The organism is Microbacterium sp. SA39, assembly GCF_000967865.1.
Classification (GTDB): domain Bacteria; phylum Actinomycetota; class Actinomycetes; order Actinomycetales; family Microbacteriaceae; genus Microbacterium.
Genome location: NZ_JXRU01000035.1, coordinates 1 through 12580, shown reverse-complemented (window position 1 = coordinate 12580; position 12580 = coordinate 1). Strand labels below are relative to the sequence as shown.

Sequence of the window (12580 nt, the reverse complement as noted above, 5' to 3'; positions counted from 1 at the left end):
ATCGCCCAACGCGTGGACGAGAAGGCGTCGGATTTCAGCGGCGGGTTGGAGCGGCCGCCGAGCTGTCCAGCGGCGTCGCTCCCCGCGAGCCTCCTCGGAGGAAGTCTCCGCGTGGCGCAAAATTACGGAATGGATGCCGGAACGTGGGCAGCGATTGGCGCGTTCGTCATCGAAGCGCTCAAGGTTCTCGTAGCTCCCGCAGCGGCCCTCGTCGGCGCTCTGGGCGGAGCAGCGGTTGCGAATCGGCGCGCAGCGCATCGCGAGCGCGAACAGCGCGCTGAGGCGCGACGGGATGCGTCGCGCGGACTCATGGTGGAGCTGCTTCATTCCGGCAACGCATGGGTGCTCAAGCTCCAGCACTCGAAGCTCTCGGCGATCATCGACTCGCTGACCGACCGGCCGGAGAAAGCGAGGGGCGAAGCAGCCGAAGAACGATCCGCTGAGCTGAGAGCGCTCCACTCGCGCCTGGAGATGGCGTTCACCGACATCCTTCTCAGGATTGAGGAACCAGCGCTTCGCTCCGTGATTGAGCATTGCCGCGCTGAGATGGACCGGTCTACCGACGTCACGAGCCAGATCGATACGAAGCTCCGCGAGAAGGATTCAAACCTCACGACCGAGATGCGAACGATGTTCGGCTACGTGACAGAGTTCAGCGCCGAACTGCGAGCTATGGAGCAGGCTGCCATTCCCTATTTCGCTGCGCCGATCCAGTAGCGGTCAGTGGTTAGCAGCCCTGAGCTTCGTCGTGACCGTTCGCGTGCGCTGGTGAGCGCCCCGGTTCATTCCCCAAACGCGCTCGCGTATCAGTCGAGTAGATGCGGGGCAATGTGCCCGCACTGTGCCCGCGCGAGCAGAAAGCCGCTTGATCTCGCGGGTGTCTGGCCTGGTAACTGAGTCCAAGTCAGACGCGGCGGGGCCGATCCGCCCCCGAATGCCCCGGCGCTGGCCTTGCCGGGGCGTATCGTTGAGGTAGCTGGCGGCGGGATCCGCGGCGCACGATGATCAACGTGCCCCGCGCTCGACCGCACGGGCACCCTAAGAAGGGAGCGCCCTGTGCCTATCGACCTCGGAACTTCGACCGGTCATGCAGTGCCGCTAGGCCAGCACTTCGATCTGGGTACAGAGGAACCTTGTGTCGAGCTGATCGGCCATGCTGGTTCGGTGGTGTTCTCGTGAGTGGCGAGAGCCGGGCGGGTGGTCGCACACCTCTGGACGAGAGCACTCGGGAACGCATCCGCGAGCTGGCGCGCGGTGGCATGGCACGTAACGCGATCTCCCGCGATGTCGGCGTGAGTGCAAGGACAGTCAGTCGTATCTGCGCCGAGTCGGTGCCGCCGATCACGTTCGACCGCGCACAGACGGCTGCCGCTACCCAAGCGCGGGTGGTCGATCTGCGGGCTGAGCGGGCGCGGATTGCCGAGCGCGCGCTGTCCAAGGCCAATGATCTGTTGAACCTCACGGATGCACCGCACGAGCTGACGCACTGGGACAAGGATGGAGTGCTACACCGTGCCACCATCGAGAAACCAACCGCGGCCGACGTGCAGCGTTACCTCGTCGGGTTCGGCGTGGTCATGGACAAGCACCTGCTGCTGGTCCGCCACGACAGCGACGATCGCGAGCTGCCAATCGTAGACAGATGGATAGCCGCCATGATGGGCGGTTCTGTCAAGTAGCTCTGGACCGGGACAGACGGGGTCGAATCAGTGGGGGAGGGGGCTACTAGGCTTTGAGCGCGCCGCCAGACACACATAGCACCATCTGTCACACTGGCGTTACGGCTGAAATCGTGGGGCGATGGACTGCCGTAGGCAACGCCGACGCTGTTGATCCTGTCAGGGAAGGACCGGACGATGAACGCTAGTCATACCCTTACGCCCCGGCAAGCAGCAAGGGACACTCTGCGCGCGTACTTCGGCGGTGCGCCGACGCGCTATCCGATCGACCCCGTGGCGGTTGCTCGGTCCCTTGGCGTCAACGTCTATCAGTCCCCACTGCCGAACTCGACCTCGGGAATGATTGCAAGGACGCACGTTGACGGCGGAACCGACATATTGGTCAACACCGAGCATGCGCCCAAGCGTCAACGTTTCACGGTGGCGCACGAGCTTGGTCACTACACGGCAATCGTGAATGACCCCGCGCGCGCTGAGGCCCCGTTCGTCCACAAGCGAGATTCGCTGTCGTCCTGCGGGACTAACAGCGAGGAAATTTTCGCGAACCAGTTCGCGGCTGAACTGCTCATGCCAGAAGATGAGGTCACTCGCGCTCGTCGGGTTGGTGCCAGCGCACTCTCGCTGGCGTCTCAGTTTGATGTGTCGCTCGATGCGATGAACTTCCGTCTGGCCAACCTGCGCCTTGCCTGAGGATGACGGCGCGCCAGCGAGCGCTGAGTTCAGCGACGGGCCTGCGCACCCTGTGACTCCTGCGGAGGCGGACGAGTTCGACCGTGCGAAGCAACAGGGTACAGAGCTTGAATCGAGCCCGGCCGATCCTTCGCCGGAGCTGTCCTCCAAGCTTGAGGAGCAGATTCCTGGTATCCGGTTCTTGGCCAGCCTGCTCAAAGCCACCATCTTCACGGACCTTTTCGTATACCACGCCCACATGCGGTACGTGTATCCGACGGAGCAGGAGCGTGTCGATGCACTAATCGAGGCCCATCCAAAGTTCTACAAGCTATGTCGCAACTCGGACTACATCGCCCGCGCCGTGCTCGCCGTTGTTACCACCGGGCTTGTAGCTGCGGCGGCGGGTGGGACGATCATGCGCCTGTTCTTTCTCTGATCTCTGCATCCGTGTAGGGTGAGGTCCTCGCCGTAGGGGCGAGGAAGAGATTGACCGCCCGTAGGAGGCAACTATGAGAACGACCCTCAGCACCATCGCCCAGCTCCTCGCCGCCGAGATCAGAGCGCAGGACTGGTCGGACGCCCACACCCGCTCAGACGGGGCGCGGCATGACCGCGGCTATGACCGCACGAAGTCGCCGACGTTGAGCACCGAGGAAACAGAGCGCGTGCTGGTGAATGTGATGTGGGTCGCTGGCCAGGCGTTGCTAGAGGACGATCCCAACTTCGACATCCGGGCGTTCGCACAGGCCTGCGGAGTCCCGGACGGTTGGTTGCTGAACAAGCGCGGTGATCCCAACCGCGGTATCGAGGCAGGACTGCGAGCGCGCCGTTCGCGCGTGGTCTGGGACGACTGACATCGCATCCCGCCTTGCCAGGACGAGCGGGCACACTGCGGGCACACGACGCAGGATGCGCGCGGACGGCGGGGGACAAACGGTTCCTCGCTGCCGCTCTTTCTCACGATGAAAGGGCAGCAGCGGGCACTGCCGGACAGTGCCGGTCATGGTGGGATCGTGACTGTAAATCAGACTGCATCGCATTCGGGGGTTCGAATCCCTCACTCGCCACCATGTGATGTCTCAGGACATCGCGAAGTTACGCAGGTACCAGAGAAGCAACCATGAAGGCCCCCGATTCAGGGGCCTTGATGTTTCCAGCGACTCAGGATCGTTGTGGGCCGCTGTCCGGATGCCGACGCGGATGTCCGCTGTCATTTTCGGACTACCGCATTGCGAGGGGTGTTTCGGGACCCTATGGTGGGCAGCGTCGCCGATATCTGTCGGGTGACTTCGCATGCTGCTCCGGGGGGATCTATGCAGGCGCACGTCGGTAAGCCCCGCGTGCTCAGGGTGCTTTTCGCGCTTGTCGGACTTGCCGCAGCGATGCTGCTCGTGGGGTGTGGTGCGGTTCTGGATACCGCGATGGTGATCAACCGTGATGGGTCGGGGACTCGAACGATGACACTCACCTTGCCCGCAAGTGACGCTGCCAAGCTGGTCGGGGGAGCCGAGGGGGCGGATGCCTCGATCCGCGCGCATCTGCCTGAGTCGATGGACTATAGCGGCATCACGACCCTCGATGACGGCTCTCTGATGCTGACACTCACTCTGGCGTTCGTGGACTCAGACGAGTACAAAGAAGTGGTCTACGGACTCCTGGGTTCCCGAGACGGATCGACCGCATCTATCGGGTTCGACGTGGCGGACTCGACCCTCGTTTCGGGGGTGACCATTGCGGAGAATTTCACTTCTCAGGCGTTGTTGAGTTGGCTTTTCGACGGACTGGTGGAAGACGGGGTGGTAGATCCGTCGAACCGCAACAATATGTCTGAGGTCGGCACCACGGCGTTAACGTTCGATGGTGTCGGAATCGATGTCTCCAGCGGGTCGATCGTCGGGACTGCCGTCGACGACAACGGGTTCGACGCCGTGACGATGGCGACCGACATCTCGGAGTTCGAACTCATCCGACGCACCATCACGTTCGTCGGTGCCGATGGCGTTGACGAGCGGCTGTATGACGATTACTTCACCGCCCATACCCCGGAGGCGGCGACGTTGCGCCGAGTTTCCGACACGTGGGAGCTGAGCTTCGCGGGCGAAGCGGATGAGATCGCTGACTCGACCGGCATCGCCATGGACGCAGACGAGTCGATCTTCGCGCTGGACACGCGCATCTCATCCGCGGCGCCCGCTTCGCTGGACGTCTCGCTCACGAACGTTGTCGGTTGCGAGAACGTGTGTTCGGTGGAAGCGCCGCCATTGACCGACGACGTCACGGCGTCCGCCGATGTATCGCCGGCGAACTTGTCGATGCGCCCCGACAGCGGCGAGATCGCTGAACTGTCCTACACGCCATCGTTCACGTCGGCGTCGCAGGAAGTGACAGTCGGCTTGTTCGGCGACGTTTCAGCCAGGACGACCTTCCGTGTTCCTTCTCAGGCGGCTGCCCTCGTCGGAAAGGGATTCGAGGAAATGCTGGCGCCCGATGCGAACGTCGGAACGATAAACGTGTCGGAGGCTGGGGGTGAGGCGACGTACGTCGTCGATATCACCGGCGAGACTCTCGATGAGTTCAATTCCGCCTACAGTGCCTGGGCCAGCAGCGGCGGCATCACCGTGGTGCCGAGCGGGGGCGAGAATATCTTCTGGAGCAGCAGGTCCTATACCTTCAACCCCTCATTGGCTGCCGTCACTGGTGCTCACGCTGTCGAGGAACCGGGAACGGTGCAGCTTTCGCTCCCTCTCGGTTCGTGGCTGGCCGGAGGGTCCGCTGACGCGCCGTTCGGAGGAGTTGTCGAGGTGCGTGCTGCTGGACTCAGCCCGGCGGGAATGGGAGGCATGGCGGCACTCCTCCTCGCGTTGGGCGTCAGCGTGTTCCTGCTGGTGAACAACCGCGAGCGGCTTATCGCTCGTCACTCCCGCCCGGCCGTCTCTGCAGTGGCCTGGCAGCCGAGTGCAATGCCCGCGGCCGTACCCGGGTCCGGATTGTTCACGGTGCGGTACTCGGCGCCCATACGTCCGGGAGGGTCGCTTTTCACGCTGCCGCAAGCTCACGTATCGATCGCGTCAGGAGCGCTGCTCGGCTTCCGAACCCAACCGCAATCGCCGGGAGAGCGCCCGCGGCTCACGGACTTGAATGTGCCACGGCGTACGGTCCGCGGCACTCGATTGATCAACTTCGTCATTTCTGAATAAGGAGCACCATGTTCGAACCTGCGACCTCCGCCGAGGACCACAACGCGACAGTGCCGCTGCCCGACGCAGACGACACGACGCGAGGGGCCAGTTACCCGTTCCGCCTCATCGAGGGCGAGCGAGTGATAGCCAGTTATCCCATTGCCTCGGTCTCTCGCCCGTTGGGGAGGCTCGTGAGCTTTTTGTTCGTGACCGATTCGCGAGTCGTTTATGCCGCGGAGAGCAAGAACGTCTTCTCTTCATCGACAACGTCGAGCGAGTTCAAGCTCGAGAAGATCGAAGGCATCGAGGCATCACGCCATCGCGGCCTCGACGCGTTGGGTGCAGGGGTCGCCGTCGCCATCATCCTCAACGCCATCTGCATCGGTATCTTCGGGACGTTCCTGGCCTCCGTATTCGCGAGCATCCCCAGCGGTTTCGGTGCGTACGAGTCTTCTTCCGGTGGCGGGCTCGCCCCGGCAGTGCTGGCGATCTCGACTACCGTGGCCATCGCATCGATCGTCATCGGTGCATTTGTCGTGGTCGCGCTCGCTCGCCCACGAGGGTATCTCGGCGTCCTCGGCCCCAAAGAGTTCATCCCCTTAGCCGCTGATCGCGACTGGGTGACGACGGGCGTATTGATCGTCCTGATCCTGCTCTTCGGCCCGCTCGTCGGTATTGCACTGCTCGCCTGGGGAGGGGTGCGAGCTCTCGGCGTCTTCCGCGCCGCAGACGCCTTCCTCTACGCGAGCTCCTCGAACATCGACGTCATCGCCTTCGATGCGGGCGCCGTCATCCTCGACGCACAGGCGCGCGGTTCGCTCTCAGCCGGGTAGTCGCTGCAGGGCGAGAAGGGGGACGGGTCGAGGTATTTCCCAGCGCCAGCCACCGTCGCCGCAGTGTTCACGCTGGCGCATCCCGCAGTTTGGAGTCAAGAATGGCCACTATGACCTTTGAGCCACCCGCGCTGTCGTCACCGTTCCGGGTTCTACCGCTCGGAAAACTCGACACCTACGAGAATGGCGCTGCGGTCGTCACGGTGGGTGCGTTTCCTGGTGATGCGCCCGTTGGCGTGTCATTAGTGCCGGAGTTCAGGGACTTCTACGAAGCCCTCAATCCTTCGGTCGTTGTTCCTGAGGCGCACGGTGGGTCCGCGCAGTTGCTGAAGGACTTCGCCGGCGAAGGGCTAGTGAAGCTCCTCCCGGCGCACCCAGGTCTGCAGGATCTCGATGTCGTCGTCACCTGCGTCGCTCCGGTGACTGTCAAGCAGGTAGGCAGCGGCTCCTACGTGCTTGACGCGGACGGGCGAGAGTTCGAAGTCTCTGAGCTCGCTTTTCGCATGTTGCCGCTGCTCGACGGGCAACGCACACTCGAGGAAGTGGCTGTCGACGTGCGTGCCACCGTGTTGGCGGACCGCGCGCAGCGCGCAGCCATGGAGGACATCGAACGGGATAGCGGCCAGAGTTTCGACGAGATGCTTGCGGAAGAGGCGCTGCTGCTCATCCGGGAGCTCTTCGACGTCGGCGTCGGCCACTTCGAGCGCCAAGCATGACCGCAGGGAAGTTCGAGCGGCTCCAGAAGGCGGCCGCGGTGGTCCAACTCGGCGTGACGGTGGGCTTCGCCGGGCCTGCCCCGGCGTCGGTCCCTCCGACGTTGAGCCATCCAGCGCAGACGGCAGTCGCGCCGAGCTCGCTTCGCACTCCATCCGCCGCAGACCTCAGCAAGTTCGCGCGTGACATCTCCCGAGGAACCACGGGGACGAAAGAAGCGCAGGACAAACGCCGGGAAAGCCTGGACGCGGTCGACGCCACGAATGCCGACTACTCGGGCCAGGGACCGGAGCCCGTCGACGACGGCCCGCACCATGGGGAGCTGTATGTCCTTGATATGACCTCGTCGACGGGAGAGCCGGCTGATTTTGCGGAAGCCGATCGACCCGGCGAGAGCACGCCGGAAGGTGTGAGTGCGAGCGAGCAAGAGACCGAACCCGAAACGGACGCTCCGCCGAGCGAAGCGAGGTCCACTCCCGCAGAACCGTCATCGGATTTCGAGCCTGAGCCGGAGCCTGAGCCTGAGCCTGAGCCTGAGCTTGCGCTTGCGCCTGAGCCTGAGCCTGAGCCTGAGCCTGAGCCTGAGCCTGAGCTTGCGCCTGAGCCTGAGCCTGAGCCTGAGACGGAGACGGAGCTTGAGCCGGAGCCGGAGCCGGAGCTGGAGCTGGAGCCTGAGCCTCAGCTTGAGTCCGAGCCAAAACCCGAGTCCGAGCCGGACCCCGACGAAGAATTCGGACCCAGCGGATGGTGAATGTCATCCAGGACGTCATCGAGGGACAATCCCTCGCAGACGCGATCGGTCATATCGGCCCGCTGCCGTGCGAGTTCGGAGTGCGCGGAATCGCGGGGACGTCAGTCGGACTGACGGACGCCATTCTCAGCCGGCATATCCTGTTCCTCGGCGGTATCGGAACCGGGAAGTCTGTCGGAATGCACGCCCTCGTCGAATCGATCCGCGCAGGTCTCGGGCAGGACGATGTCCTGGTCTTCTTCGATACGAAAGGTGACTACGTCGACGCGTTCGGACGAGCGGGCGACGTCGTCGTCGGCGCGGTGCAGCAGTCTCCCGAGGCGAAAAGCGTCGTCTGGAACATCTTCGAGGAGTTTGGCGCGGCCCCCGACGGCCGAGACGTGGAAGATGAGATCTACGAGGTGAGCAGCGGACTGTTCGCGAATCTGCTGCAGAACTCCGGCGACAACATCTACTTCGTCAGCGCCGCCCGGGACCTGTTCGTCGCTCTGCTCACGGCAATGCTTCGAGAGTCGGTCGTCCGCACGAATGCAGACATCCGCGGGGGCATAGCTGGAATGTCCGTCGCGGAAATGCATGAGGTTCTCGATCGACCCGGGAACGAAGATCTCCGTGGGGTGAAGCAGTACATCGCCCGCGAAGGGTCGCCGTCCACCGGTGCGACGGTTGCGTTCATGCAGCAGGTCATTCAGGAATCCTTCCGCTCGAGCTTCGGGCGTTCGGGAGACTTCTCCATCCGGCGGTTCCTCCGGGAGAAGGGTGGGCATGCGCTGTTCCTGGAGTACGACATCGCCGCAGGCTCCACGCTCGGACCGATCTTTAAGACGATGCTCGACATCGCGATGCAAGAGGCGATGTCGCGCACGCGAACGGTTGGTCGCGTGCTGTTCGTTCTGGATGAGTTCGCGTTGCTCCCGGAGCTCGCGCACCTGACCAATGGGTTGAACTTCGGGCGTTCTCTCGGCCTGCGTTTCATCGTGGGGACGCAGAACGTGAAGCAGGTTGAGGCGATGTACGGCCCGCAGATGGCGATGTCTGTCTTGTCCGCGTTCGGGACGGTCTTCTCATTCCGCCTCTTCGATGGGCCCTCGCGCGACTTCGTCCGAGACCGGTACGGCCGAAACAAGAAGATCATCCGCTTCGATTCGTCGGTCCGTTCCAAGGGCCTCAATGAGTCGATCATCGACGGCTACGTCGTCGAAGACTGGGACCTCTCCGCGCTTCCGGTGGGGACGTGCGTGGCGGCGACTCCGGACACCGCGCCGGTGCGGTTCGCCTTCGCCCGGCGGTAGGCGACACGCTCACCGAGCCCAGTTGCGCGCTCGCGAGTCCGCGATGCCCGATCATCTCGTGACGGCGGGAGGAGGGATCGGCGCTGACGAGGGTGATACCGAGGCTCTGCATCCGCCACACTGAGTCCCATGGGATCAGCGGTGACCACCATCGGACTGCCCGTTGCCCTCGGCATCATCATGCTGGGACTCGGGCTCAGCCTCACCGTCGCCGACTTCGCGCGAGTGCTGAAGCAGCCCAAGGCGGTGCTCATCGCGCTGCTCTGCCAGCTGGTGCTGCTGCCGGCGATCTGCTTCGGTCTCGTGCTCGCCTTCCAGCTGCCGCCGATCCTCGCGGTCGGCATGATGATGCTCGCCGCCTCGCCCGGCGGCACGACCGCCAATCTGTACAGCCATCTGTTCCGTGGTGACATCGCCCTCAACATTTCATTGACGGCCGTGAACTCGGTGATCGCCGTGATCACGCTGCCGCTCATCACGAACTTCGCCATCGCGTACTTCGAGCCGTTCGACGACCGTCTCGGGCTGCAGTGGTCGAAGGCGCTTGAGGTCTTCGCGATCGTGCTGCTCCCCGTCGCGCTCGGCATGCTGATCCGCCGGTACCGGCCGAGGTTCGCCGACGGTATGGACAAGCCGGTGCGCATCGCCTCCGTCGTCATCCTCGTCGTCGTGATCGCCGGCTCCGTAGCGTCGAACTGGGCGCTCCTCGTCGCCAACTTCACCCAACTCGCGCTGATCACCATGCTGTTCTGCCTGATCAGTCTCACCGTTGGGTTCTTCGTCCCCCGGTGGCTGCGCGTCGGCCGGCGACAGGCCGTCGCCATCTCATTCGAGATCGGCGTCCACAACGCCACGCTCGCGATCGTCATCGCGCAGTCCATCCTGGGCTCGGTCGAGCTGAGCCTTCCCGCAGCCGTCTACGGCGTGCTGATGTTCTTCATCGCCTTCGGGTTCGGTTTCCTGATCCGTGACCGGGCGGTCGCGGATCAGCCGTCGGCGGCCGAGACGGCTGAGGGTTCATAGACTGGAGCGATGCGAGCGCTCACCGAAGCCGAGGTCCGGGCGTCGTTCGTCAACGCGGACGACGACGAACTGCGCACTCTCGAGATGCCGCACGACTTCGTGCTCGTCGACTGGGACTACCTCGACTTCCTCGCCTGGCGTGATCCGAGTGCCGCCAAGCGCGGGTATGTGCTGATCCAGCACGAGGGAACCGTCGTCGGCGTCGTGCTGCGCGCGTCCGAGCCCGGGCGCGGACGCTCGGGCATGTGCAGCATCTGTCACACCATGCAGCCGGGCAATCAGGTCGCGCTCCTCTCCGCCCGGCGCTCCGGCGAGGCAGGCCGCCGCGGAGACTCCTTCGGCACCTACATCTGCGCCGACCTCTCCTGCCATGAGAACGTGCGGCTCGCGCATCCGCTCGCTCCGAACGAGGTGCGCTCGCCGGGGCAGGTCGACTTCCGGCTCGACGGTACGCGTCGACGGATGGAGGCGTTCGTCTCCCGCGTGTGGGAGCACGACTGAACGCGGTTACGCTGGACCCACCCGTCCCATGCTCGAAGGAGAAGCCATGAGCGATGCCATCCTGTTCGCCGTCGAAGAGGGGATGGCGCGGCTCACGCTGAACCGTCCGGCGCGGCTCAACGCGTTCAACGCCGATCTGGCCCACGCCTGGAAGGATGCCACCGCCGAGGCCACCTCGCGGGCGGACGTGAAGGCGATCCTGATCGACGCGGCAGGCCCAGCCTTCTGCGCGGGTGGCGACGTCATCGACATGGCCACGACGATGGGGGCGTCATCGGGTGCCGACATCACCGCGCTCGCCGAGGTCATCAACGCCGGCATCCGCTCGCTGACCGAGTCGGCCGTGCCGGTCGTCGCCGCGGCACACGGGACGACCGCGGGGGGAGGACTCGGCATCCTGCTGTGCAGCGACTACGCCGTCGTGGGTTCTCGATCGCGCCTCGGCAGCCTGTACGCGAACATCGGTCTCACGCCCGACCTCTCGGTGTCGGCGCAGCTCGCGCACGCCGTCGGGCAGCGCCGCGCGCTGCAGCTCGTCCTGCAGGATCGTCTGCTCACCGCGCAGGAGGCCGTCGAGTGGGGGCTGGTCGCGGAGGCGGTCGACGGCGAGGATGCTGCGGCGGAGGCTGCACTCGTGCGGGCCCGTGGCGAGGAGATCGCTCGCTTCTGGCTGGCCGGCGCGGCAGACGCCTACGGCCAGGCCAAGCGCCTCGTGCGCTCGCAGCCGGAGCGCTCGTTCGTGGAACAGCTGAGCGAGGAAGCCCGCTCGATCGGGGCGGCGCTGGAGACATCGGATGCCCAGGCGCGGGTCGCCGCTTTCGCCGCGGCATCCGCGAGCGCGGCCGCGAAGAAGGCTGGCTGACTCTCTCTGCACAGATGCCGTTTCTGACGAGGACATCGCACAAGGCGGACGTCCGCCGTGGCATCGGGCACGCCGCGTGGCAGGATGAGGGCATCGCCGCTCAACGAGAGGATGGCCATGTCTCAGCCGGAGATCACCGCGCATCAACAGACGCAAGGTGACAAGAAGAACATGTCACTGCTCATCAGGGGGGCCATCTGGATCGCGATCGGGGCCCTGATCGCCGCCGCTCTGGTCTGTGTCGTCTGGGTGCTCATCGGGGATCAGGACGGTCTGATCGGCCGCGCGTTCCTCACGATCCTGCTCCTGGCCGCCTTCGCCGGCATCGCGATCCTCGAAGCGGGACTCGCGCCGAACAGGCCGGACTGGCTCGCCCTCGCCAGCATGGTGACCTGGATCGTCGCTCTTCTCGTCGGTGCGGTGAAGATCTGGCTTCCTGAAGAAGACGGCTACTTCACGGGAGCGGAGCGCTTCTTCCAGCTGCTGCTGGTCATCGGCATCCTGCAGCTCGCCCTGCTGCACGTGCGACTCTTCACGCCGGCCGCGCAGCGACACGTGACGACGTTCACACGCATCATCTACATCGCGACGCTCGTCTTCCTCGGTGGCCTCGTCGCCATGCTCATCTTCTTCCTCGCCTTCCCGAACAGCTTCGACTACGGCGAGCTGTACTGGCGCATCGTCGTCGCTCTCACGATCCTCGCCGCGGTCGGCACGACGCTCATCCCTCTGCTGAACGCGCTCTTCGCGCCCAAGAAGCCGCAGCAGCAGAGAGGACGCGCGGTGGCATCCGCGCCGACGTGGCCGACCTATGCCGACGGGGTGACTCCCCTCCCGCCGCTGCCCGACGGTTCTCCCGACTGGAACGCGTACTACACCGGCTACCCGAGCGTCGCGCCGCAGCAGCATGCGCTGGGACAGGTTCCCGCGGCGCCGTTCCCGGTCTCGCCCGAGCCTGCGCCGCCGCAGTTCGCGCAGTCGGCTCCGCCGCAGTTCGCTCCGCCTGTGCCGCAGGTGCCCGACGTGCCGCTCGTGCCACAGGCGCCGATCGCAGAACCGCACCCCGCCCCGCCC

Annotated in this window: 14 protein-coding genes; all 14 read left to right on the top strand. The window is 64.8% G+C overall.

Annotation, left to right across the window (positions count from 1 at the left end):
• The first annotated feature begins 12 nt into the window (after window positions 1-12).
• Window positions 13-717 (top strand): hypothetical protein, encoded by a 705-nt coding sequence (locus RS85_RS11220; RefSeq protein ID WP_152642408.1) that lies wholly within the window; start codon window positions 13-15, stop codon window positions 715-717.
• A 458-nt stretch (window positions 718-1175) separates the two neighbouring features.
• Window positions 1176-1679, top strand: a complete 504-nt coding sequence (locus tag RS85_RS19025; RefSeq protein ID WP_152642407.1) for a hypothetical protein — start codon at window positions 1176-1178, stop codon at window positions 1677-1679.
• 177 nt (window positions 1680-1856) lie between these two features.
• On the top strand, window positions 1857-2369 hold the full coding sequence (locus RS85_RS11210) for an ImmA/IrrE family metallo-endopeptidase (RefSeq protein ID WP_046013544.1): 513 nt from the start codon (window positions 1857-1859) through the stop codon (window positions 2367-2369).
• On the top strand, window positions 2362-2787 hold the full coding sequence (locus RS85_RS11205; protein ID WP_046013543.1) for a hypothetical protein: 426 nt from the start codon (window positions 2362-2364) through the stop codon (window positions 2785-2787). The genes RS85_RS11210 and RS85_RS11205 overlap by 8 nt, the downstream gene beginning before the upstream one ends.
• A 73-nt stretch (window positions 2788-2860) precedes the next feature.
• A complete protein-coding gene (locus tag RS85_RS11200) occupies window positions 2861-3205 on the top strand; it encodes a hypothetical protein (protein ID WP_046013542.1) in 345 nt (114 codons plus the stop codon).
• A gap of 459 nt (window positions 3206-3664) precedes the next feature.
• Window positions 3665-5548: a hypothetical protein gene (locus RS85_RS11195; protein WP_046013541.1), complete on the top strand. Its 1884-nt coding sequence runs from the start codon at window positions 3665-3667 to the stop codon at window positions 5546-5548.
• A 50-nt stretch (window positions 5549-5598) separates the two neighbouring features.
• A complete protein-coding gene (locus RS85_RS11190) occupies window positions 5599-6363 on the top strand; it encodes a hypothetical protein (protein WP_152642406.1) in 765 nt (254 codons plus the stop codon).
• Window positions 6364-6473: 110 nt separating this feature from the next.
• Window positions 6474-7079 carry a hypothetical protein gene (locus RS85_RS11185; protein ID WP_152642405.1) on the top strand — a complete coding sequence of 202 codons (606 nt, stop codon included), beginning with the start codon at window positions 6474-6476 and terminating at the stop codon, window positions 7077-7079.
• Window positions 7076-7828, top strand: coding sequence for a hypothetical protein (locus RS85_RS19885; protein WP_052703540.1), 753 nt, complete (start codon window positions 7076-7078; stop codon window positions 7826-7828). Before RS85_RS11185 ends, RS85_RS19885 begins: the two co-directional genes overlap by 4 nt.
• On the top strand, window positions 7822-9120 hold the full coding sequence (locus RS85_RS11175) for a type IV secretory system conjugative DNA transfer family protein (RefSeq protein ID WP_052703539.1): 1299 nt from the start codon (window positions 7822-7824) through the stop codon (window positions 9118-9120). Before RS85_RS19885 ends, RS85_RS11175 begins: the two co-directional genes overlap by 7 nt.
• 129 nt (window positions 9121-9249) lie before the next feature.
• Window positions 9250-10143: a bile acid:sodium symporter family protein gene (locus RS85_RS11170; RefSeq protein ID WP_046013538.1), complete on the top strand. Its 894-nt coding sequence runs from the start codon at window positions 9250-9252 to the stop codon at window positions 10141-10143.
• A 9-nt stretch (window positions 10144-10152) separates the two neighbouring features.
• Window positions 10153-10644: an FBP domain-containing protein gene (locus tag RS85_RS11165; RefSeq protein WP_046013537.1), complete on the top strand. Its 492-nt coding sequence runs from the start codon at window positions 10153-10155 to the stop codon at window positions 10642-10644.
• Between the two features lie 46 nt (window positions 10645-10690).
• Window positions 10691-11506, top strand: a complete 816-nt coding sequence (locus RS85_RS11160; protein WP_046013536.1) for an enoyl-CoA hydratase/isomerase family protein — start codon at window positions 10691-10693, stop codon at window positions 11504-11506.
• 171 nt (window positions 11507-11677) lie between these two features.
• Window positions 11678-12580 (top strand): hypothetical protein (locus RS85_RS11155; RefSeq protein ID WP_235282414.1); only part of this gene is annotated, 903 nt, incomplete at its 3' end.